Source organism: Micromonospora sp. bgisy143, assembly GCF_057708145.1.
Genome location: NZ_JBYIRN010000008.1, coordinates 40,947 through 62,423, shown reverse-complemented (window position 1 = coordinate 62,423; position 21,477 = coordinate 40,947). Strand labels below are relative to the sequence as shown.

General features: G+C 74.1%; 18 protein-coding genes. 6 read left to right on the top strand and 12 right to left on the bottom strand.

What is annotated here, in order from left to right:
* Window positions 1–219 precede the first annotated feature (219 nt).
* Entirely contained in the window at window positions 220–489 is a 270-nt protein-coding gene (locus AC3EN4_RS12565) for a DUF6458 family protein (protein ID WP_007454197.1), read from the top strand.
* 46 nt (window positions 490–535) lie between these two features.
* Here the strand turns inward: AC3EN4_RS12565 and AC3EN4_RS12560 are convergent, their stop codons facing one another.
* Window positions 536–1,075 carry a SixA phosphatase family protein gene (locus AC3EN4_RS12560; protein WP_435206089.1) on the bottom strand — a complete coding sequence of 180 codons (540 nt, stop codon included), beginning with the start codon at window positions 1,073–1,075 and terminating at the stop codon, window positions 536–538.
* Between the two features lie 114 nt (window positions 1,076–1,189).
* Between AC3EN4_RS12560 and AC3EN4_RS12555 the strand changes: the two genes are divergently transcribed.
* Window positions 1,190–1,477: a DUF6458 family protein gene (locus tag AC3EN4_RS12555; RefSeq protein ID WP_435206087.1), complete on the top strand. Its 288-nt coding sequence runs from the start codon at window positions 1,190–1,192 to the stop codon at window positions 1,475–1,477.
* 67 nt (window positions 1,478–1,544) lie between these two features.
* Here AC3EN4_RS12555 and trhA read toward each other — a convergent pair whose 3' ends face one another.
* Window positions 1,545–2,222: a PAQR family membrane homeostasis protein TrhA gene (gene trhA, locus AC3EN4_RS12550; protein WP_435206086.1), complete on the bottom strand. Its 678-nt coding sequence runs from the start codon at window positions 2,220–2,222 to the stop codon at window positions 1,545–1,547.
* Window positions 2,223–2,394: 172 nt separating this feature from the next.
* On the opposite strand from trhA, the gene AC3EN4_RS12545 reads away from it, so the two are divergent.
* The 3 genes from AC3EN4_RS12545 to AC3EN4_RS12535 are packed head-to-tail and all read left to right on the top strand — an operon-like array spanning window position 2,395 to window position 4,722.
* Window positions 2,395–3,129: a 5-oxoprolinase subunit B family protein gene (locus AC3EN4_RS12545; protein WP_435206085.1), complete on the top strand. Its 735-nt coding sequence runs from the start codon at window positions 2,395–2,397 to the stop codon at window positions 3,127–3,129.
* Window positions 3,027–3,989: a 5-oxoprolinase subunit C family protein gene (locus AC3EN4_RS12540; protein ID WP_435206084.1), complete on the top strand. Its 963-nt coding sequence runs from the start codon at window positions 3,027–3,029 to the stop codon at window positions 3,987–3,989. The genes AC3EN4_RS12545 and AC3EN4_RS12540 overlap by 103 nt, the downstream gene beginning before the upstream one ends.
* Window positions 3,973–4,722 carry a LamB/YcsF family protein gene (locus tag AC3EN4_RS12535; protein ID WP_435206083.1) on the top strand — a complete coding sequence of 250 codons (750 nt, stop codon included), beginning with the start codon at window positions 3,973–3,975 and terminating at the stop codon, window positions 4,720–4,722. Before AC3EN4_RS12540 ends, AC3EN4_RS12535 begins: the two co-directional genes overlap by 17 nt.
* A 63-nt stretch (window positions 4,723–4,785) precedes the next feature.
* Here the strand turns inward: AC3EN4_RS12535 and AC3EN4_RS12530 are convergent, their stop codons facing one another.
* From AC3EN4_RS12530 to AC3EN4_RS12500, 7 genes are all read right to left on the bottom strand, one after another.
* Window positions 4,786–6,624, bottom strand: coding sequence for an NHL domain-containing thioredoxin family protein (locus AC3EN4_RS12530; protein ID WP_435206082.1), 1,839 nt, complete (start codon window positions 6,622–6,624; stop codon window positions 4,786–4,788).
* Between the two features lie 191 nt (window positions 6,625–6,815).
* On the bottom strand, window positions 6,816–9,452 hold the full coding sequence (locus AC3EN4_RS12525) for an LppU/SCO3897 family protein (RefSeq protein ID WP_435206081.1): 2,637 nt from the start codon (window positions 9,450–9,452) through the stop codon (window positions 6,816–6,818).
* 366 nt (window positions 9,453–9,818) lie between these two features.
* Entirely contained in the window at window positions 9,819–9,959 is a 141-nt protein-coding gene (locus tag AC3EN4_RS12520) for a hypothetical protein (RefSeq protein ID WP_357129538.1), read from the bottom strand.
* A gap of 218 nt (window positions 9,960–10,177) precedes the next feature.
* Complete coding sequence (locus AC3EN4_RS12515) at window positions 10,178–11,686, bottom strand: dihydrolipoamide acetyltransferase family protein (protein WP_435206183.1); 1,509 nt, start codon at window positions 11,684–11,686, stop codon at window positions 10,178–10,180.
* Between the two features lie 5 nt (window positions 11,687–11,691).
* Window positions 11,692–12,681, bottom strand: a complete 990-nt coding sequence (locus tag AC3EN4_RS12510) for an alpha-ketoacid dehydrogenase subunit beta (protein WP_435206080.1) — start codon at window positions 12,679–12,681, stop codon at window positions 11,692–11,694.
* A complete protein-coding gene (gene pdhA, locus AC3EN4_RS12505) occupies window positions 12,681–13,856 on the bottom strand; it encodes a pyruvate dehydrogenase (acetyl-transferring) E1 component subunit alpha (RefSeq protein WP_422737650.1) in 1,176 nt (391 codons plus the stop codon). The genes AC3EN4_RS12510 and pdhA overlap by 1 nt, the downstream gene beginning before the upstream one ends.
* A gap of 582 nt (window positions 13,857–14,438) precedes the next feature.
* Complete coding sequence (locus tag AC3EN4_RS12500; RefSeq protein WP_435206079.1) at window positions 14,439–15,239, bottom strand: hypothetical protein; 801 nt, start codon at window positions 15,237–15,239, stop codon at window positions 14,439–14,441.
* Window positions 15,240–15,765: 526 nt separating this feature from the next.
* Between AC3EN4_RS12500 and AC3EN4_RS12495 the strand changes: the two genes are divergently transcribed.
* Window positions 15,766–16,389, top strand: coding sequence for a phosphatase PAP2 family protein (locus AC3EN4_RS12495; RefSeq protein ID WP_435206078.1), 624 nt, complete (start codon window positions 15,766–15,768; stop codon window positions 16,387–16,389).
* A 269-nt stretch (window positions 16,390–16,658) separates the two neighbouring features.
* Here AC3EN4_RS12495 and AC3EN4_RS12490 read toward each other — a convergent pair whose 3' ends face one another.
* The 3 genes from AC3EN4_RS12490 to AC3EN4_RS12480 are packed head-to-tail and all read right to left on the bottom strand — an operon-like array spanning window position 16,659 to window position 21,444.
* Window positions 16,659–17,882, bottom strand: a complete 1,224-nt coding sequence (locus tag AC3EN4_RS12490; RefSeq protein ID WP_435206077.1) for a hypothetical protein — start codon at window positions 17,880–17,882, stop codon at window positions 16,659–16,661.
* Window positions 17,883–17,920: 38 nt separating this feature from the next.
* Complete coding sequence (locus tag AC3EN4_RS12485) at window positions 17,921–19,606, bottom strand: GTPase (RefSeq protein ID WP_422737654.1); 1,686 nt, start codon at window positions 19,604–19,606, stop codon at window positions 17,921–17,923.
* On the bottom strand, window positions 19,603–21,444 hold the full coding sequence (locus AC3EN4_RS12480) for an ABC transporter (protein WP_435206075.1): 1,842 nt from the start codon (window positions 21,442–21,444) through the stop codon (window positions 19,603–19,605). Before AC3EN4_RS12480 ends, AC3EN4_RS12485 begins: the two co-directional genes overlap by 4 nt.
* Window positions 21,445–21,477 lie beyond the last annotated feature (33 nt).

The window sequence follows — 21,477 nt, the reverse complement described above, 5'->3', positions numbered from 1 at the left end:
CGGCACGCTTGAGCGGTTTCGGGTCGCACCACCCGGCACCCTCTCGACGGCCGGCGGGGCTGACGTCCCGCCGGCCGTCGCCGTCTCCGGGGCACCACCCGAGCGGCGCGACCTGCGCGCGTGTTGGCCGGGCGCGGTCGGGTATGCCGCTGCCGTGGCGGGTAACCCGCCTCGACCACGGGAACGCCCAGAGCCACCGCACGGGGGAGTGCAGCGCACATGGGTGTAGGAAGCGGCATCTTTCTCATCGCGCTCGGCGCGATCATGACCTTCGCGATCCGGGCCAACGTCTGGTGGATCGACCTGCGCGCGGTCGGCTGGGTGTTCATCCTGGCCGGGCTGGCCGTGCTGCTGACCACCCTCTGGTTCTGGCAGGACCGGCGCAAGCGGGCCCGGACCCTCATCGTGGAGGAGAACCGGCTGTCCCATCCCACCGCGATGATGCCCCCGCCGCCGGACCCTCCGCCGCCGACCGCGCCACCGTCCTGACCTCCTGAGCGCGTACGCCTGAGCCACCCACCGTCCGGCGGGTGGCTCAGCCGCGTGCCGTGTGCCGCCGGGCGACCGGCGCGCCGCCCCGGCCCCATTCCGTCCAGGTGGCCGCGCTGGTGTGCACCGCCAACTCGGCGGTCCGCAGCCCCTCCTCGTCCGCCGTCTCCGGGTCGAGAAGCGCGGACAGCAGCGATACGCCCGGATTGTGGGCGATCAACAGCACCACCCGAGCCGCCGGATCGGCCGTCCGGACCAGCGCCAACAGCTCCTCGGGGAGGGCGTCGTACGCGCCGGGCTCGTACCGCACGCTGGGGCGGGGACCGGTCGGCCCGCCCTCCGGCGGCGTGCCCGCCATCCCCATCGCCACGCCGTGCCAGGTCTGCCGGGTCCGCCGCGCGGTCGAGCAGAGCACCACGTCGGGCAGCAGTCGGTGGTGCGCCAACCAGGCGCCGGCCGCCGCCGCGTCGGCCTCCCCACGGGCGCTCAACGGACGCTGCGCGTCGTCCGTACCCTCGCTGCCCGGCTCGGCCTTCGCGTGCCGCAGCAACACCAGTGTCCGTACCTCGGAGGGGGTGTCCGTCATGCCCTCAGCTTGCCCGATTGGCGATCTCCCTGCCGGGGTAAGTCCAGGGATGCCGCACCCCCTACCAACGGCCCGCGGCGGGTCGTACGCCAGGTTAGAGCCGAGGAGCGAGACATGGGCATTGGTGGCAGCATCTTCCTGATCGCGCTGGGCGCGATCTTCGCATTCGCCGTGGAGGCCGACCTGGGGTGGCTGAACCTCGCCGTGGTCGGCTGGGTGCTGATGCTCGCCGGCGTCGCCGGCCTGCTGGTCACCCTCTACTTCTGGAACAGCCGCCGTCGTACCGTGGTCGCCGCCCCGGTCCGCGAGGAACCGGTGGTGGTCGACCGGGTGGTGCCGGTCCAGGACGACCAGGTCATGCGGGAGTACCGCGAGGTGCGTCGGCCGGGTCGCCCGGTCTGACCCGCAATCCTGTGAGCCGGGGTCCCGCAGCGTGGCGGGGTCCCGGCTCGCTGCTGTGGATGACGACTCAGGCGAACAGTGCGAAGTAGATCGCGACGTGGTGGCACAGCGCGGCCACCAGCGTGCACGCGTGGAAGAACTCGTGGTGGCCGAAGACCGTCGGCCACGGGTTGGGCCGGCGCAGGGCGTAGAAGACCGCGCCGACGCTGTAGATCGCGCCGCCGACGATCAGCAGCACCAACGCCGTCACGCCGCCGCCGTGCAGGATGTCCGGCAGCATGGCGACCGCGACCCAGCCGAGCGCCAGGTAGAGCGGCGCGGACACCCAGCGCGGCGCGTGCGGCCAGACGAGCTTCAGCGCCACGCCGCCCAGGGCCCCACCCCAGACCAGGGCCAGCATGATGGTGGCCTGCCGGGTCGAGAGCAGCATGGCGCAGAGCGGGGTGTACGTGCCGGCGATGAACACGAAGATCATGCAGTGGTCCAGCCGACGCATCACCTGGTAGCCGCGCTCCGACCACACCCGACGGTGATAGAGGGCGCTGGTGCCGAACAATCCGCAGACCGTCAGGCTGTAGATGGCGCAGCTCACCAGGGGCGTCCAGCCCGGGCGGGAGGCGGCGATCGAGCAGAGCACGATGCCCGCGACCAGGGCGACGAAGAAGGCATACGTGTGCAGCCAGCCGCGCATCCGGGGCTTGCCGATGTCGACCGGCTTCAGGCGAAGCGGGGCGGAGGTGGTCACGTCCTCAGGTTACGGCACCGTAGGTTACTTTCAAGTAGTCCGGCCGGTGACGCGTGGCACGCGCCGATCTTGCAGTTTCGGTGGTGGAGATGAGTGGATGGCTCCATTTGTCGCCACAGAAAGTGCAAGATCGCGAGGGATGGAGGGGGCGTCCGTCGGTGAAGATGGGGCGATGCGGATTCGGCCCGTCGGGGCGCACGCCCTTCTGATCGAGTGCGGTGGCTCCGCCGGCCTGGCCGCGTCCGACCTGGTGGAGGCATGGCGGGCCGAGTTGTGGGAGCGCCGCGAACGCGGAGACCTGACCGCGCTGGAGATCGTCCCAGCGGCCAGCACCGTCCTGCTCGACGGCCTACCGAACCCCGCCGCAACCGCCACCCTGCTGTCCCACTGGACCCCCAAGGTCATCGACGCCGCCCGCACCCCCACCTCCCCCTCCCACCCCGTCGATCTTGCACTTTCTGCGCCGACAGAACGGCTCGATCGGGGCATATCGACGACAGAAAGTGCAAGATCGGCGCGTGGGGTGGGCGCGGAGGTTGTTGTGGAGGTTGTGTTTGACGGGCCGGATCTGTTGGTCGTTGCTGAGCGGTGGAGCTTGGACGTGGCGGGGGTTTTGCGTCGGCTGACCGGCACACCGTTTCGGGTCGCGTTCTGCGGCTTCGCGCCTGGGTTTCCCTACCTGACCGGGCTCCCCGCCGAACTGGCGCTGCCCCGGCTACCCACCCCCCGCCCCCGGGTACCGGCCGGCTCGGTCGCCCTGGCCGGCCCGTACGCCGGGATCTATCCCAGCGCGTCCCCCGGCGGATGGCTGCTGGTCGGCCGGACCGAGCTGCCCCTCTTCGACGTCGACAGCGACCCGCCCGCCCGGCTCAGCCCCGGCACCCGCGTGCGGATGGTGGCGGCGTGACGGGTTCCGCCGAGATCGAGGTGCTGCGCGCCGGGGCGCTCACCACCGTGCAGGACCTCGGCCGGCCCGGCTGGGCGCACCTCGGCGTGCCCCGGTCCGGCGCGCTCGACCCGGCCGCCCTCCGGCTCGCCAACCGGCTGGTCGGCAACCCCGAGCAGGCGGCCGGCCTGGAGATCACCCTGACCGGCTGCGTGCTGCGGCTGACCCGCGCCACCACCGTGGCCATCACCGGCGCCCCGGTGACCGTGCGGGCCGGCGACCGGGCGGGGGACACCGGACGTCCGCTCAGCCTGCCCGCCGGCACGGTGCTGCGCGTCGGTCCGGCCCGGCAGGGCGTACGGAGTTGGCTGGCCGTCGCTGGGGGCATCGACGTGCCGACGGTGCTGGGCAGCCGCGCCACCGACACCCTCGCCGGACTCGGCCCGGCCCCGCTGCGCGACGGTGACCGGCTGCCGCTCGGCGTACCGACCGGCGAACCCGCACCGGTGGACGTGACCGTCGGAGTGACCCCCGCGCCGGAACTGCGCCTGGGCGTCCACCTCGGCCCCCGTGACGACTGGTTCACCCCGACCGCGCTCGACCTGCTGTTCGGCAGCGCGTACACCGTGAGCCCGGTCAGCAACCGGGTCGGCGCGCGGCTCGCCGGCGCGCCGCTGCCCCGCGCGGTGGCCGGCGAACTACCCAGCGAGGGCATCGTGCTCGGCGCGGTGCAGGTGCCGGCGGACGGCCAACCGCTGATCTTCCTCGCCGACCACCCGACCACCGGCGGTTACCCGGTCATCGGGGTGGTCACCGACGTGACCCCGCTCGCGCAGGCCCGACCAGGTACTACCGTCAGGTTTCATGGACCTCAACGCTGATCTGGGCGAAGGATTCGGCATCTGGCGCCTCGGCGACGACGACGCGCTGCTGGCCCTGGTGACCAGCGCCAACGTGGCCTGCGGCTTCCACGGCGGTGACCCGTCCACGATGCGCCGGGTCTGCGAGGGCGCGGTACGGCACGGGGTCGCGGTGGGCGCGCAGGTCGGCTATCGGGACCTGGCCGGCTTCGGCAGGCGGCGGATCGCGTACGACTTCGCCGAGCTGCGCGACGAGATCACCTACCAGTTGGGGGCCCTGGACGCGTTCTGCCGGATCTTCCGTACCCGGGTGCGCTACCTCAAGCCGCACGGCGCGCTGTACCACGCCGCCGCCACCGACGAGTCCCAGGCGGCGGCCGTGGTCGCCGCCGTCAGCGACCACAACCCCGACCTGCCGGTGCTCTGCCTGCCCGGCTCCACGCTCGCCCAGCTCGCCGTCGGCGCGGGCCTCCCGGTGGTCGCCGAGGCCTTCGCCGACCGCGGCTACCTGCCCAACGGGTCGCTGGTGCCGCGCGGTACGCCCGGCGCGTTGATCAGCGACCCGGAGGAGGTGGCCACCCGGGCGGTACGGATGGCCACCGAACGGACCGTCGTGGCGGTGGACGGCACCGTGATCCCCTGTCCGGTCGAGTCGATCTGCGTCCACGGCGACACCCCGGGCGCGGTGTCCGCCGCCGAGCTGGTGCGGGCCAGCCTGATCGACGCCGGCGTCACGGTGGCCCCGTTCGCCTGAGCGCCGGGCGTGCGGGCCACGCTGGCGGTGTGGGCCGTCGTGCAGGGCGTCGAGCCCGCTGCGCTACGCGTCGAGCCCGCGCAGCACCAGGGGGAGCCGGGTCGCGGCGCCGTCGACCACCCGAACCGGTACCCCCCAGTCCTGCCGGGTCAGGTGGCAGGCCGCGTGCTCGACGTCCGCGTCGCAGGTCGCCGCCTGCGCGGTCACCTGGAGCACCCCGGCGGTGATCTCGCCGTTGAGCACCAGTCGGCGGGACAGCTCCGTGCTCGTGCCGCCGCCGTCGAGCAGCAGCTCCGGCGGGGACGCCGAGACGACCAGGCGGGTGGACGGCCCGTACGTCTCGTCCAGCTTCTGACCCGGGGCCGGGGTGAAGACGATGTCCAGGGTGACCTCGCCGGCCGCCACGTCGGTCGGCTTGCGCTCGGTGCGGTGCCGAGGGCCGTCCACCGTGCTCGCGCCCGCCGCCGACAGGGCGCCCGGGGCGAGCCGGGTCAGCCGGTGCGCGGCGGACTCCACCACCAGCACCTCACCGGCCGGGGTGAGTACCAGGTCACTCGGCTCGGCCAGCCCGTCCGCCACGGTGGAGACCTGGTTGCTGTCGGGGTCGAAGCGGCGCACCGCGCCGTTGTACGTGTCCGCGATCAGCACCGAGCCGTCCGGCAGCGCGCACACGCCCAGCGGGTGTTGCAGCAGCGCCGACTCAGCCGGCCCGTCCACGTGCCCGAAGTCGAACAGACCCTGGCCGACGGCGGTGCCCAGCACCCCGTTCTCGACGTACCGGATGGCGCTGGTCTCGCTGTCGGCCACCCAGAGCCGGGTGCCGTCGGCGGAGACGGAGAGCCCGGACGGCTGCGCCATCCACGCCTCGGGCAGCGGGCCGTCCCGCAGCGCCTCGACGGTGGTGCCCGCGTACATGCCGGCGGTCCGCTTGATCGGGTCGAACCACCAGAGCTGGTGGATACCCGCCATCGCGATGATCAGCTTGTCGTCGTACCAGGCCAGGTCCCATGGTGAGGAGAGGTCCACCGAGAGCGCGTCGTGCGCGTGGTCGTCGACCGCGGCACGCCACTGCCGTCCGCTGCCGGCGACGGTGACCACCTCGCCGGATTCCAGCCGTACGCCACGCAGGAGGTGGTTGACCGTGTCGGCGACCACCAGGTCGTAACCGGCCACCTCGGCGACGTGCGTGGGCAGCAGGCACAGGCCCTGCGGCTCGGAGAAGGTCGCCGAGCCGGCCGGCCCGTCCGCCCGACCACGCTCGCCCGAGCCGATCCGCCGCACCACCGTCTCGCCGTCCGGGGCCACCTCGACCAGCGAGTGCCGCGCCGAGTCGGAGACCAGCAGGTTGCCGTCCGGCAGCAGCACCGCCTTGCCCGGGAAGCGCAGCGCCGTCTCCGGTGCCGGCGGCGGGACGTACGGTCCGTCGCCCCGGTGCAGGGTGCCCTTCGCCTCGTGGGTGGCGATCAGCTCGTCGATCAGCCGGGCCAGCCCTTCGGCGTGCCCCTCGCCGGCCATGGTGGCCACCACGTACCCCTCGGGGTCGATCACCGACAGGGTCGGCCAGGCGCGGGCCGCGTACTGCTGCCACATGTCCAGCTCGGGATCGTCGAGTACGGGGTGGTGCACCCCGTACCGCTCGACGGCGGCGGCCAGCGCGTCGGCGTCCTTCTCGTGCTCGAACTTCGGCGAGTGCACGCCGATCACGACGAGCACGTCGCCGTACTTCTCCTCCAGCGGCCGCAGCTCGTCGAGCACGTGGAGGCAGTTGATGCAGCAGAAGGTCCAAAAATCGGCAAGAACGATCTTGCCACGGAGATCCTGGAGGGTCAGGTCCTTGCCGCCGGTGTTGAGCCACTGCCGGCCCCGAAGCTCAGGTGCCCGTACGCGCGCTGTCGTTCCCATGCCTGCCAGCCTGCCACGTCACGCAGCTCCGGCCGCCGTGACCCGGGCGACAGGGTTGATCCACTCCACATCGCCGATGTGGCGGTATCCCGGCTGCGGGACGCCCCCACGTCGCTGAAGTGGGGGTGGATCACGCGCCGGGATGCGAAGCGGCGGGGTCACGGTCGCCCGTGACCCCGCCGTCGTCGGTCCTACTTGGTGGCCGGCTTGAGGCAGAGCACCCGGTTGGTGCCCTCGCCGGGCAGCACGACGTGGGGCTGCGCCGGGTCGGCGCACTTGTCCTTCGCGTCCACCTTGGAGACGATCGTGAACGCCCCCGGCTCGGTGCAGTCCACCGCCGAGGCACCCTGGCCGACCTGCTTGACACAGGTGCCGACCGCCGGGTTGAAGGCCGGTGCGTCGTCCCCGCCACCGAACTTGCCGAGCAGCATCAGCAGACCGAGCGGCACCGCGAGGATGAGCACGGCGGCGATCAGCACCGCGGCCAGGACGCGACCGTTGCGCACCTTCGGCGTGGGCGGCTCCACCTTGGGCTCGTCCGCGTCCGGCTTGAACGCGTCGAACCGGCCCTGGTCCGATTCGCCGGCCTCCTGACCCCAGGAGGGCGTGGGCTGCGGCGGCGGGAAGGCCGGGAACTGCGCCCCCGGCGTCTGCTCGACGCCCGGCCCACCGAAGCCCGGAACGCCGTTCCCGGCGGCCGGCGCACCCGGTCCGAACCGGTCGTCCGGGCGCTCACCGCCGGACTGCGGCCGAACTCCGTTCACCGGCCGGTTGTTGCCGGGCGCGTCGACGAAGGACGGCACACCGGGCGGGAACGCCGGCGGCGCGGCGGCGGCCGCTGCGGGCGGCTCGCCGAAACCGTTCGGCGCGGACGGCGGTTCCTCGCCCCAACCGGGGAAGCCCTGCCGCTCCGGCCCGTTCTGCCAGTCCGGCGGGCTCGGGCGCTCGGGTGCCTGCTGCCAGTCGGGCAGAGCGGGACGCCCGGCGTCCTGCTGCCAGTCCGGGGCGTTGGACCGCCCGGCGTCCTGCTGCCAGTCCGGCGCGCTGGGCCGACCCTCCTGCTGCCAGTCCGGCGCGTTGGGCCGGCCGGCGTCCTGCTGCCAGTCCGGCGCGCCCGGGTGCTCGGGGCTCGGGCTGGCCTGGAACGCCTCCGGACCCGCCTGCTCCGGCTCGTCCTCCTCGGGCCGCGACGGACGGCCGTACACCCGTGGTTGGGGTGCGGCCGTGCTGGCCGGCCGCATCGCCTGGTCGGCCGGGGGCATCACCCGGCTGGCCAGCGGCACCGAGGCGCTCGCCGAGGCACGGGCCCCGCCCGCGGCCGCTTCGGCGTCCGCCGCCGGTACGACCGCGCGGCCGGACCCCGACTCCGGCGAGGTACGCGGAGCGGGCACCACGGCGGCACCCGCGGACGCCTCCTCGCCCCGGGCCCAGCCGGCCGGTTCGGCGTCGTGCTGCACGGCGGCGTCCGGGGTGTCCCGCTCGGGGTACGCCGGCTGCTCCGGGATCGGGGTGAACGGCGTCGAGGGCACGTAGTCGGCCGGCGGGGCGGCGGCGAGGCTGGCACCCGGTACGCGCTGCTCCTGCGGGGGCAGCGGCACGGCGTTGGCGGGTGAGATGCCGGGTGCGGGCGCGGGCTGGTAGACCGGCTGCTCGTCGCCCCGGTCGGCGTCCCAGCCGCCACGAGCCTGTGCGGATGCCTCCGCCTCGGCGCGGCCCCACACCTCGCCCGCTGCCCACGGCTGGACCTCGGCGGCCCCGGCAGCGGCCGGCGCCGGGTTGTCCGGGCCGGCGGCGGCCCAGCCGGGCGTCGCGTCGCTGCCCGGCACGCTCACGCTGGCCCGGGCGGACGCGGGGCCGGCCTGCTCGGCCTGGGGCCACGCGGTCGGTTCCGGACGCTCGACGGGCTGGTCCTGGGCGGGAAGCACCCAGTCCGGCTGCTGCGGACGGGCCTCTGCCCCACCCCAGGCCGCGGGCTGCGGGGCGTCGTCCGGTGCGGGCCAGGTACCGGCCGGCACCTGGGCCGCACCGCGCGCTCCGGCCGATTCGGCGGGTGCCCAACCGGGCGACGCCTGCTCGGTCGGCTGGCCCCAGGTCTGGGGCGCCTGTTCGGCCGGCGTCCACACGGGCTGGTCCTCGCGTGCGGCGGCTGCTCCGACGGGCCAGCCACCGGACCCCGACGAGTCGTCCTGCGGGGCGGGTACGGCGGCGCGGCCGGCGGGCTGCGCCGGCTCGCCGTGCCACTCCGGGGCCGGCGGGCTGACCGGGGCTGCCCCGCCTGCCCATCCGCCCGAGCGGGACGGGTCGTCAGGCGGGCTGACCGGGGCCACCCCGCCTGCCCATCCGCCCGAGCGGGACGGGTCGTCCTGGGCGGGCCAGGCGGCGGTGGCCGGGGGCACCTGGGCGGCACCTCGCGCGGCCGGCTGGGCCTGCGCCCAGTCGGGCTGCTGCTCGGCGGGGGCGGCCGGGGCGGCGGGCCACGCGGGGGCCGGCTGCTCGGGCGGCGTCCAGCCCTGCTGCGGAGGAGTCCACTGGGCGGTGGGGGTCGGCTCCGGAGGGCCACCGGCGGCCCAGGCGGGCTGTGCCGGGTCGCCGGGCTGCGGTGCGGCGGCAGCGCCCCACGCGGGGTTCGGCTGCGGCTCCACCTGGGTCGCCCAGGACGGGTTCGGTCGGGCGGGCGGCGGGGGTGGTGCCCAGCCCAGGTCGGGGCCGGAAGCGTTGCTGCCGTTGTCCGGCTGCGCCGGGCGGTCGCCGTACGGCGCCGGTCCGCCGGCGCCCGGCGACACCTCGTCCGGCTCCTGGCCGGGACGGTGCGGGCCCTCGGACGTCATGGGTGCGCCTCCTCCATCACATGTCGGCCGCCGGTGCCGATCGGTCTTCCTCGGCATGGCTGCCGGCGTCACCGGCGTACCGCCGTGCCGGCTCCACGCACCGTATCCGGTGGCCCCATGGGGCGTCCAAAGGAGCACCGGTCGTCACTGCCCGTCGCCGGGTGGTGTCGAGCAGCTTCTATCGGCTCGGCGTCGGCCGGGCCGGCGGGCGGCGACCGAAGCCCACCGTACCGGGCGTTGCGGCAGGGCGGAATCCCGGTGTCACGTGCGGGCGTCCCGGTGTGACGGGCGGGCGGAACGCCGATGGCCCACCCGGTGAGCCGGGTGGGCCATCGATCTGGAGGAGGTGAGAAATGTCGTGGAGCGTCAGCTCATGTGACGCTGGGCGATGACGAGAAGCTCCTCGCGAACGGCCGGCGAGTTCGCCGAGCGCAGCGCGTGCTCGATGGCACGGGCGCGGCGGTTGGCGTCGCGGTGGTTGCGGATTCGCTCGATCATGCTGCTCATTGCTGGGTCCCCCTGGCTATTCGGTTGTCGGCCCCTGATGTGTCTATTCAACCGCAGAAGGCGGCCAACTTCCATCGATTATTAGGTGAGCTGGGACACCCGCCTAACAATCAAAGGTCAACAGGGCCTGTCGCCGACGGTTCCGTCGCCCAACGGACACGGCCGGTGTGCCGGGCGTTAACCCGTGGCACACCGGCCGTGGCTGGCGTTACGACCCGTCAGGTCCAGGCGAGCAGCGCCGCCTCGGGGTCGGCGAGGAAGTCGCCGATGTCGCGCAGGAACTTCGAGCCCAGCTCACCGTCGATGATCCGGTGATCGAAGCTCAGCCCCAGGGTGGTCACCTGGCGAGCCTTGACCTTGCCCTTGTGCACCCAGGGCATCTCCCGCACCGCGCCGAAGGCGAGGATCGCCGACTCGCCCGGCGGCAGGATCGGCGTCCCGGTGTCCACCCCGAACACCCCGACGTTGGTGATGGTCAGGGTCCCGCCGGACATGTCCGCGGGCGAGGTACGGCCCGACTTCGCCGTCTGCACCAGGTCGTTCAGCGCGTCCGCCAGCTCGCGCAGCGAGAGCAGGCCGGCGTCCTTGACGTTCGGCACGATCAGGCCGCGCTCGGTCGCCGCCGCGATGCCGAGGTTGACGTACTCCTTGACCACGATCTCGTCGCCCGCCCAGGTCGAGTTGACCATGGGGTGACGCTTGACGGCGAGCAGCACGGCCTTCGCCACCAGCAGCAACGGCGAGACCCGTACGTCCCGCCACTCCCGCCGGCTCCGCAGGCGCTCCAACGCCTTCATCGCCCGGGTCACGTCGACGGTCAGGAACTCCGTGACGTGCGGGGCGGTGAACGCCGAGCGGGACATGTTCTCGGCGGTGAGCTTGCGGACCCCCTTGACCGGGATGCGCTGCTCACGGTCCGCGCCGAAGCTCGCGGCGCTCGTCGCGGTCGAGGTCGCCGCGACCGGCTCGGCCACCGCCACGGCCCCGCGAGCCGCCTGCTGTACGTCCTCCCGGGTGATCGAGCCCAGCGGCCCCGACCCGGAAAGCGCCCGCAGGTCAACCCCAAGATCCTTGGCGAGCTTCCGAACCGGCGGCTTCGCCAGAACCACCCCGCCCGCCACCGCCGGGCCGGCCCCGCCACCGTTCGCCCCATCGCGTCGATCATGGACTTGTGGTGCCGGAATCGTCGGGGTAACAGTGGCTTTGTCGCCCACCACAGCTCCATGATCGACCGGCGCGGGGGCCGGCGCGGGGGCGGGGGCGGCGTTCTTGCGGGGGCGGCGCTTTGCGGTGGTCGTGCGGGGGCCGTAGCCGACCAGGACCGCCGTGCGGCCGCCCGGGGCGGGCCCGCCGATCAGGCCGGGCTCGACCATGCCCTCGGCCGGGGCCACCTCCACCGCCGCCAGCGACGCCGCCGACGGGGTGGGCAGGTCACCGCTGGGCGCCGCCGTGGTGGACGGGCCGTCCAGCGGACCGGCGCCCGGGTCGGTGTCGATCGCGATGATCGGCGTACCGACCTCGACCGTGGTGCCCTCCGGGTGGAAGATCGCCCGTACCTGCCCGGCCCACTTCGCCGGGATCTCCACCGCCGCCTTGGCCGTCTCGACCTCGACGATCGGCTGGTTCAGCTCGATGGTGTCGCCCACCTTGACCAGCCAGGCCAGGATCTCGCCCTCGGTCAGCCCCTCGCCCAGGTCGGGCAGGTTGAACTCCTTGATCCGGGACATCCCGCTCACCAGCCGAAGGTGCGGTCGACGGCGTCGAGCACCCGGTCGAGGTCGGGCAGGTACTCCTCCTCCACCCGGGCCGCCGGGTAGGGAGTGTCGAAGCCGGTCACCCGCAGCACGGGCGACTCCAGGGAGTAGAAGCACTCCTCGGTGATCCGGGCGGCCAGCTCGGCGCCCAGGCCGATGTTGGACGGCGCCTCGTGCACCACGACGGCGCGACCGGTGCGCTTCACCGACTCGTAGACCGCGCCCAGGTCCAGCGGGGAGAGGGTGCGCAGGTCGATGACCTCCAGCTCCCGGCCGTCCTCGGCGGCGGCCGTCGCGGCCTCCAGGCAGGTGCGCACCATCGGGCCGTACGCCAGCACGGTCACGTCCGTGCCGGGCCGCACCACGCGGGCCGAGTGCAGGGGGTACGCGTCGGACAGCGGCGCGTCCAGGTCGACCTGGCCCTTCTCCCAGTAGCGCCGCTTGGGCTCCAGGAAGACGATCGGGTCGTCCGAGGCGATGGCCTGCTGGATCATCACGTACGCGTCCTGCGGGTTGGCACAGGTCACCACCTTCAGGCCGGCGGTGTGCGCGAAGTACGCCTCCGGCGACTCGGAGTGGTGCTCGACTGCGCCGATGCCGCCGCCGAACGGAATCCGGATCACCATCGGGATGCTGAGCTTGCCGCCCGAGCGGTAGTGCATCTTCGCGACCTGCGACACGATCTGGTCGTACGCGGGGTAGACGAAGCCGTCGAACTGGATCTCGCAGACCGGCCGGTAGCCCCGGATGGCCAGGCCGACGGCGGTGCCGATGATGCCGGACTCGGCGAGCGGGGTGTCGATGACCCGCTGGTCACCGAAGTCCTTCTGCAGCCCGTCGGTGATCCGGAAGACACCGCCGAGCTTGCCGACGTCCTCGCCCATGATGACGACCTTGGGGTCGTTCTCCAGGGCGCGGCGCAGGCCGGTGTTGAGGGCCTTGCCGAGGGTGAGCGTCTCCGTGGCCATCAGTGGGCGCTCCCCTCGAACGACTCCAGGTAGCGGTTGAACTGCGCACGCTGCTCGTCGAGCAGCGGGGAACCGTTGGGGTAGACGTGGTCGAACATCGTCACCGGCTCGGGGTTGGGCATGGTGAGTACGCGCTCGCGCAGGTGCACCGCCTCGCGGCGGGCCTGCTCGTCGACCTCGGCGAAGAAGGCCGCGTCGGCGATCTGCTGCTTCTCCAGGAAGGTCTTGACCCGCAGGATCGGGTCCTTCGCCTGCCACGACTCCACCTCGCTGGCGATCCGGTAGCGGGTCGGATCGTCGGAGGTGGTGTGCGCGCCCATCCGGTAGGTGTACGCCTCGATGAGGCTCGGCCCCTGCCCGTGCCGGGCGTTGTCCAGCGCGGTGCGGGTGACCGCGTACGACGCCAGCACGTCGTTGCCGTCCACCCGTACACCGGGGAAGCCGAAGCCGGCGGCCCGCTGGTAGAGCGGCACGCGGGTCTGCCGCTCCAGCGGCTCGGAGATCGCGTACTGGTTGTTCTGGCAGAAGAAGACCAGCGGCGCGTTGAACACGCTGGCCCAGACGAATGCCTCGTTGACGTCGCCCTGGCTGGTGGCCCCGTCGCCGAAGTAGGCGATCGCGGCCTCGCCGTCGTCGGTGCCGACCTTGCCGTCCATGGTGATGCCCATGGCGTATCCGGTCGCGTGCAGGGTCTGCGCCCCGATGACGATCGTGTACATGTTGAACTTGAACTCGTTCGGGTCCCAGCCGCCCTGGTCGACGCCGCGGAACAGGCCGAGCGGCATGATCGGGTCGATGCCCCGGCAGTAGAGGACGCCGTGCTCCCGGTACGTCGGGAAGGCCATGTCCTGCGGACGCAGCGCCCGCCCGGAGCCGACCTGCGCGGCCTCCTGGCCGAGCAGGCTGGCCCAGAGGCCCAGCTCGCCCTGCCGCTGCAACGCGGTCGCCTCGGCGTCGAGCTTGCGTACCAGCACCAGGTCGCGGTACAGCCCGCGGTACTCCTCGTCGGAGAAGTCGACGCGGTACTCGGTGCCGTCCGGTCCGGTGGCGCTGTCGATCCGCTCGCCTTCGGGGGTGAGCAGCTGCACCAGCTCGGGGTTGCCGGCCGCGCCCTTTCTGGAGCGGGGAGCTGCCCGCCTGCTGCGGGTGGTGCCCCCGGGGTCGCCCTTTGCCATCGGTCTCTCCCTGTCGTGTCTGCGTCGGCACCGGGGGGTCACCCGGCCACGCAACTCGTGCGCCTGCCCGGCTGCTGCCGGACCGGTTCCTGGCGGCCGCGCCTAGCCCGGGTGGGGGTTGCCGCGCGGCGTGAGCCGGGTTCTGGCCGAACCCGGATCGGGAGCGCCGGCGCCGGGCCGCGTCTGCCGCGGGGGTGCGCGGAGGTCGCGGCTGCGTTGCCGTCGTGCTCCATATTCGCAGAGCAGGTGAGCGTGCCCACAGTACGCCCGGCCCGCATTCCGACCGCCTATGGTTTGTCGTTCTTTGTCGTCATCATGCCGCTGCGCGTCCACCGGGCGATCCGGTGCTGATTCGTCACCGTTCGGCCAGTGCCGCGTGTCGACACGCGGTGGGTGTTGGCTGACGGACCGTAACTGGGCGAGGCTGATTCCCGCAGGATCGCGCCGATCGGGTGATTAGCCGGATTCCACCCCGCGCGGTCCCCGCGCTGACCGCAGGGGCGACGACAAGGGGTGTGTGGTGGACGAGTCAGGCGACGGGCCCGGCACACCCGCACTGGGCCGCCACCGTTCGCCGGGCGGCTACCGCCGGGTGATCGGAGCGCACCGGGCACCCGGTGTGGGTGGCCCCTCCCGGGGATACCTGCTCACCGTCGCGCTGTTGGCCGGCACCGCGTCGATGCCCGTGCTCGCGGCGATCAGCGCGGGCTCGGCCACCCCGGGCACCTCCGCGTTGCCCGACTCGAGCACCCCGTTCATCCCGACCCCTTCGGTCGGGCCGGTGGTCATCCCGATGCCGGTGACCACGCAGCCGCCGCCGCCCCCGCTTCCGTTCCCCGACCCGCCCAGCGCCGGCCCGACCGCGACCGCCGACTGGCTGCCGGGTGCGCCCCGGCGCGTCCCGGACGACTCGTGGTACGGCCCGAACGTCGACGACCGGTTGCCCACGCGCCGGGTGGTGTCCGCGCCGCCACCGGCGCCCCGACCCACCCGCACCGCACCGCCGGCCGGACCACCGCCCAGCTCGCCGCCGGTGCCGTCGCCGACCGCGCCACCCGACCCGGACCCGACCGAGACGTCCGACCCGACCCCGTCGCCGACCGACCCGACGACCCCCACCGCCACCGACCCGGGAACCCCCACCGCCACCAACCCGGCCACGCCCACCGCAACCGACCCGGCCACGCCCGCCACGCCCGACCCGGCCACGCCCACCGCAACGGCCGCCCCCACCAGCACCCGCTCCGCCCCGGCCAGCACACCCCCACCGTCGCCCACCCCCCGCCCGTCCGCCACCCCCCGCCCATCCGCCACCGCACCCGAGCCCACCACCGCGCCGTCACCCACGCTCGCCCCCAGTCCCGCCGCGCCAAGAACCGCCACCGCACCTGGGATCGCCGCCGCACCTGGGACCGCCGCCGCACCTGGGACCGCCACCGCACCTGGGACCGCCGCCGCGCCGAAAACCGTCGCACTCGGGACCGCCGCCGCGTCAAGAACCGCCGCGACACCCGGGACCCCCGCCGCACCCCGAACCGCCGCGATCTTGCACTTTCTGTCGGTGCATAAGGCGTAATACGCGCACAACGACAACAGAAACCGCAAGATCGGCGCGATCGTGGAGGCCCCCGCGCGGAACGACGACGTGAAGGGCTTCCCCTGGGCAGGGACGACCCCGGGCGGGCCGTCGCCTACGGGAAGTCGGTGATCAAGAGGTTTGCGTCAAGAATCGCGGTCGCGGTGACGCAAACTTCTTGATCACCGGGAGTGGCCGCGGGGGTGGGGGCGGTTGGGGTGGAGGTCGTCGGCGGCTGGACCCGTGCATTCGAGGGCCTTCCCGGCGGTACGGTGACGGGCAGGTGTCGCCGAGACGGCGCTGGTCAGCGGTAGCGCACAGCGGGGGGGTGGCGTGGGCGGCGGTGCGGAACCCCGCCCGGTCGCCGTCCGACCCGGTCCGGGGCTGCGGGTCGCCCGACTCGTCACCGAGCTGACCGCCCCAGCCGTGCTGGTCTCGCTGCTGATCGTCACGGTGAGCTGGCACAGCAGCCGGGGCAGTGTCCGGGGCTTGGTGTGGGGCCTGCTCGCGACGGTCTTCGTCACCGGCATTCCCTTCGCCTACATCGTCGGCGGCGTCCGCCGGGGGCGGCTCACCGACCACCACATCGGCCGCCGGGAGCAGCGGCGGGTGCCCCTGCTGGTCGGTCTCGGCTCGGTCACCGCCGGGCTCGCCCTGCTCCTCGTCCTCGGCGCACCGCGTGCCCTGCTGGCGCTGGCGGCGGCGGGGCTGGTCGGACTGGTGGTCGCCGTGTCGGTGAGCCACTGGTGGAAGATGTCGATCCACTCGGCGGTCTCCGCCGGCACCCTGGTCATCCTGGCGCTGACCTTCGGGCGCGGGTTCCTGGTCGCCGTGCCCCTGCTGGGCGTGGTCGGCTGGTCCCGGGTACGGCTGCGGGATCACACCGTCGCGCAGGTGCTCGCCGGCGCAGCGCTCGGCGCGCTGATCGCCGCGGTCGTCTTCGGCACCCTGCGCTGACCGCACCCACCAGGCGCCGCACCGACTCGGGGCCCCACCGACTCGGGGCCCCACCGACTCTGGGCCGCACCGACCGGGCCCACCGACCGGGGCCGCGCCGACCGGGGCCCCACCAGACGTGCCGCACACCAACCAAGGCCGCACACCAACCAAGGCCGCACACCAACCAAGGCCGCACACCAACCAAGGCCGCGCCGACCGAGCGAAACCGACCGGGCCGGGTCGGGACCCATCGGGCGGGCGGCACCGAGCCGCCCGCCCGGAGGTCGTCAGGCGCCGTCGTCGGCGAGTCGGTGCCGGTTCGCCTCGATCCAGGCGTCCAGCGCGGCCGGGTCGTCCGGGTCCACGCCGTCGGCCATGAGCTGCGCGACGGCTGCGGTGGCCGGGCTACGCCGCTCGCCGGTCGAGTAGAGCCGGGCGAACTCCGGCACCATCTCCTCGATCGCCTCGTCGGTCCGCTCGGCGGCGGCCTCGGGCAGCCCGCGCTGCTGTGACGCGTACCGGGCCCAGGCGCGTAGCACCCGGGGCAGCATCGCCGCGTCGTCCATGTCCAGCACGGCCCGGCGGTGCACCCAGTCGAGCAGGAAAAGACCGGACACCGCCGGGCTCCACCGCATCGGGTCGGCGTCGGGGAAGGACGCCGAGTGGTCCAGTAGCAGGCTCAGGCAGAAGTGCAGTGACGCCAGCCCGGGACCGTCGACGGTGTCGAGTTCGAACCGGGCGGCCTCCGGCGACGCCAGGAACCGCCGCACCAGGTCGGTGCGTTCGGCGGCCGACAACGGCTCGACCTCGGCCGGACCGGTCGGCGCGGCGGCCACCGGCAGCATCGCGAGCCGGACGCCGACCAGCGCACGGTCGGTGGCGAGCGAGCCCTCGCCGGGCAGTTCGCTCAGGTCGTCGGTGACCGCGAGGTGGCGGGTCACCTCGCCGCGCAGCCGGGCCGGGTCCTCGGTACGGAACCAGGTCAGCTCGTCGTCCGCGCACATCTGCCGGACCTGGTCCAGGATCCGCTCGGCGGGCCCGCCCACGAAGATGTCCTTGGCGATCCCGATGTTGTGGTCGACCAGGGCCACCAGCGCGTGCTCCGGGCCGCCGGCCTCGTCGTCGTACGCGAAGGTGGCGAGGTAGGAGGTCTGGTCGCCGTACACGTCGCCGTACGCCCAACTGCCGGTGAGGTGCACCCGGCCGAGCTGGCCGGTCCAGGCGGGCGCCTGGCTGCCGGGGCGTACCCGCTCGACGCCCTCGGCGCTCGGTACGAGCGCGGCGAAGACCTGGCGGATGGTGGTGGCCGCCGCGATCCGGCGGCGGGCGGTGGCGGCGAGGAACCCGGTGACGAATTCCCGCACGGCGGTGTCGCGGTCGGTCTCCGCGATGGCGTAGACACTGCCCAGCAGCGCGCTGCCGAGCATCTCGGCGTCGAGGGCGGACTCCAGCTTGGTCACGTCGCGTGCGGCGTGCAGCACCGCGTCGTAGGGGGTCTGAGGCGTGGCCATGCTTCGACCCTACGCCGCTCCGGGCGTACCCAGAGGCTTCAGCGGCGGGCAGCCTCGCGGAGCGCGTCGCGCGCCTGCGCGTACGAGGTGAGGACGGTCCGTACCGGGGCGAGGACGTACTCCTGGCCGACCTCGGCGACGCGGACCGTCAACCGCTGCCGGGCGCGGGCCCGCGCCCGTTGGGCGGCCCAGCGCACGACCGGTCGGGTCAGCGCCGCCACCAGCAGCCCGGCCAGCAGTCCGCCGAGCAGCAGCACGGTCGGCATCGGTACCTGCCCGACCATGGGGTTGTCCAGCGCGGGCAGGCCCAGCGCCCGCAGCGCGTAGCCGAGCGCCAGCCAGCCCAGACCGACCACGGCGGCCAGGGTGACCAGCCACTGCACGCCACCGACGACCCGCCACCACACCGGCTGATGGTCCAGGCCGAGGTCCGTGCCGGCGATCGCCCGGTCCAGCGCGTCCGGCAGGTCGTCGAGGCGGGACCGGGCCGCGGTGGTCACCGCCGTCGGCCAGGCGGCGGGCAGGTCGCCGCCGGTGCGGTCGGCCACCGCCCGGATCGCCAGACCGAGCGCCGACCGCTGGGCCGCCGTCGGATCGGGCACCGAGGTCGCCGCCACCAGGCTCTCCGCCGGGTCGGCGTCGGCGCCGGTCGGCCCGGGCAGGTGCAACCGGCGTAGCGGATCGGGCCGCAACCGTCGCCAGCCCCGGACCACCGGCCAGCCGGTGGCCGCGCCGGCCCGATGCCGGTACGCCCGCTCCACCGCCTCGCTCACCGCCGGCACTCCGGCGGCGCCGGCCAGCGCCCGGTTCAGCCCGGCGACGGTCGCGTCGTCCGGACCGCCGACCGGTCGGGCCGAGCCGATCATTTCGTCCAGTCCGGCGACCACCGTGTCGACGTCGCCGGCCAGTCGACGCAGGGCGGCCTGCCGCTCGGCGACGGTACGCTCCAGCGCGGTGCGCAACCCGACCATCCCGGCCGGGTCGATAGCGGTGGTGGCGAGCAGGGGCACGCCGGTCAGCCCGTCGGAGTCGAGCAGTCGGCGCAGGTCGTCCAGGACGCGGGGCAGCTCGGCGGCCGGCAGCCGGTCGGCCTGGTTGAGGACGACCAGGGTGACGTCCCGGTGCCGGTGGAACTCGCGCAGGTAGCTGTCGTGGATGACCCGGTCGGCGTACTTCTGCGGGTCGACCACCCAGACCACCTGGTCGACCAGGCCGAGCAGCCGGTCCACCTCGAGGCGGTGGGACCGCTGTACCGAGTCGAAGTCGGGCAGGTCGAGCAGGATCAGTCCGTGCAGGGGGGTCTCGTCGTCCCCGTCGAGCGCGCTCTCCCGGACGAAGCGGTGCCGGGGCAGCACTCCGATCCAGTCGAGCAGCCGGTTGGCGTCCTCCAACGGGCCCCACACGCAGGCGTGCGTCACGCCGGTGGTGGGTCGGCGGACACCGACCGGTGAGAGTTCCAGCTGGGCCAGCGCGTTGAACAGGCTGGACTTGCCGCTTCCGGTCGCGCCGGCGAGGGCGACGACGGTGTGGTCCCGGGACAGCGCGAGCCGGGTGCCGGCCCGTTCGACCAGGGTGTGCGCGGGCACCAGTTCGGCGTCGGGCAGCAGGCCGTCGACGGCGGTCAGCAGCCGGCGTACCGCGTCCAGGCGGGCGATCAACCCGTCCGGGTCGATCCGCTGGTCGCCGCGGAAGGCCTCGCGTACCCGGCCGGCGATGTTGTTCATCGCGAACCCTCCTCGTCACCGGCCGGCAGGGTGCCGCCGTCGGTGGCCAGGCCGCTGCGGTGCCGGGCCAGCTCGACCCGCCCGGCCGCCTCGCGCAGCGCCGCGCCTGCCGCCTCGGCGGGCCGGGCGTCGGCGGTGCGGGTCAGGAAGCGGTCGGCCTCCGCGTCCAGCAGCGTTCGTACCCGCGCCAGGAGGTCGACCCGGGCCTTGGCGGCGAGGGTACGCACCGCCTGGTCGCCGAAGATCGCCTGGAGTACGGCTTGCGCGGCGACCGTCGTGCCGGCCCCGGTCGCGACCTCCAGACCGGTGGGGATGAACGCGGTCGAGGCGAACACGGCGATCATCACGGCCAGCCCGGTGGCGTTCACCGCGTACGCGGCGGTGCGGGCCACGAACCGCTTGTCGCCGCCCTCGACCCGGACCAGCTCGAGCACGCCGCGTTGCCAGTCCCGAACCATCCGTTCGGCGCGTTCGGGCAGGTCGTCGCTCGGGTGGGCGAGCCCCGGATCAAGCAGCTCCGCGCCGGCCGGGTGCGCCTTCCACCCGGTGTACGCGGATTCGGCGGCCTCTGACGCCACCCCGCGCAGCAGGGTGACGAGTTGCGACTCGATCGCGTCGCGCAGTCCGGCGGCGGGCGCGGGTCGGCCGGTGACGGCGGCCACCACCCGGTCCCGGAGCCGCCCGATGCGGGCCTCCAGGGTGCGGAAGAACTCGCCGGTGCCGACGAACTCCTGCCAGCGGGCCAGCACCTCGCCGCGGAGCAGCCGACCGTCGCGCAGACCCTGCTCGACGGTCCGCTCGGCCGCGCGGTACGCCGCCCGTACCCGCTCGTCCAGCGCGTCGGCGGCGGTGACCTGCTCGTCGGCGGCGTCGGCCAGCTCCTCGACGGCGGGGTGCAGGGCGGCCAGCGCGCCGTCCAGCGTCTGCCGGACCACCGCGGCGCGGGCGTCGGCGTCGGCGGCCAGTCGGGCGAACCACTCGGCCAGCGGCGCGGTGACCCCCTCGGGCAGCAGCCCCTGACCGTCGACCCAGGTCTCCGGCAGGACGAACAGCGGTGCCCGGTCCAGGTCCTGGGCGGCGAGCATCTCGGTCAGGTGCGCGGCGATCTCGTCGCTGGCCTCGGCCGGCACCCGGTCGAGCACCATGGCGATCACGGCTCCCCGGCCCCGCGCGCTGCGCAGCAGTTCCCACGGCACCGCGTCGGCGTACCGGGCGGCGGTGGTGACGAAGAGCCAGAGGTCGGCGGCGGCGAGCAGTTGGCTCGCGAGCGCGCGATTGGCGTCGACCACCGAGTCGATGTCCGGAGCATCGAGGAACGCGAGGCCCGGGGGGAGGGCCGGCGCGGTCACCAGGTGCAGCGAGCGTGGGTCGTCACTCGGCTCGGTGGTACGCGTCAACCCGGGCAGCAGGTCGCCCTGCCGGAACCAGGTGGCGTCGGCCGGATTGCACACCAGCACCGGGGAGCGGGTGGTGGGCCGCAACACCCCGGCGGCGCTGACCCGGGCCTTGACCAGGCTGTTGACCAGGGTCGACTTGCCCGCGCCGGTGGAACCGCCGACCACCACGAGCAGCGGGGCGTCCAGCCGGGCCAGCCGGGGCAGCAGGTAGTCGTCGAGCTGGTCGGTGAGGGCGCCGGCGGCCTGCCGGGCCGGGTTGGCGGAGGGCAGCGCGAGCGGATAGCGGGTCGCGCCGATCGCGGCCCTCAGGCCCGCCAGCGCGCCGGGGAGGCTGTCGTCCCCGGTGGTGACGGACGGCTCCTGGGCAGCGTCCGGCGGGACGGTGCGGGCGGCGACGGCGGGCGCGCCGGAACGGGTGGCGGAATCGCCGTGCGTCGTCACCGCTAAAGCGTGCCCGACCGATGCAAGGGAAGA

Excerpts from the sequence above, each read along its gene's own strand:
- pdhA (WP_422737650.1), bottom strand. The coding sequence starts at position 13,856 with ATGGCAAAGGGCGACCCCGGGGGCACCACCCGCAGCAGGCGGGCAGCT.
- AC3EN4_RS12530 (WP_435206082.1), bottom strand. The coding sequence starts at position 6,624 with ATGGGAACGACAGCGCGCGTACGGGCACCTGAGCTTCGGGGCCGGCAG.
- AC3EN4_RS12490 (WP_435206077.1), bottom strand. The coding sequence starts at position 17,882 with ATGGCCACGCCTCAGACCCCCTACGACGCGGTGCTGCACGCCGCACGC.
- AC3EN4_RS12485 (WP_422737654.1), bottom strand. The coding sequence starts at position 19,606 with ATGAACAACATCGCCGGCCGGGTACGCGAGGCCTTCCGCGGCGACCAG.
- AC3EN4_RS12540 (WP_435206084.1), top strand. The coding sequence starts at position 3,027 with ATGGCTGCTGGTCGGCCGGACCGAGCTGCCCCTCTTCGACGTCGACAG.
- AC3EN4_RS12520 (WP_357129538.1), bottom strand. The coding sequence starts at position 9,959 with ATGAGCAGCATGATCGAGCGAATCCGCAACCACCGCGACGCCAACCGC.
- AC3EN4_RS12545 (WP_435206085.1), top strand. The coding sequence starts at position 2,395 with ATGCGGATTCGGCCCGTCGGGGCGCACGCCCTTCTGATCGAGTGCGGT.
- AC3EN4_RS12560 (WP_435206089.1), bottom strand. The coding sequence starts at position 1,075 with ATGACGGACACCCCCTCCGAGGTACGGACACTGGTGTTGCTGCGGCAC.
- AC3EN4_RS12555 (WP_435206087.1), top strand. The coding sequence starts at position 1,190 with ATGGGCATTGGTGGCAGCATCTTCCTGATCGCGCTGGGCGCGATCTTC.
- AC3EN4_RS12525 (WP_435206081.1), bottom strand. The coding sequence starts at position 9,452 with ATGACGTCCGAGGGCCCGCACCGTCCCGGCCAGGAGCCGGACGAGGTG.
- AC3EN4_RS12510 (WP_435206080.1), bottom strand. The coding sequence starts at position 12,681 with ATGGCCACGGAGACGCTCACCCTCGGCAAGGCCCTCAACACCGGCCTG.
- AC3EN4_RS12535 (WP_435206083.1), top strand. The coding sequence starts at position 3,973 with ATGGACCTCAACGCTGATCTGGGCGAAGGATTCGGCATCTGGCGCCTC.
- AC3EN4_RS12515 (WP_435206183.1), bottom strand. The coding sequence starts at position 11,686 with ATGTCCCGGATCAAGGAGTTCAACCTGCCCGACCTGGGCGAGGGGCTG.
- AC3EN4_RS12565 (WP_007454197.1), top strand. The coding sequence starts at position 220 with ATGGGTGTAGGAAGCGGCATCTTTCTCATCGCGCTCGGCGCGATCATG.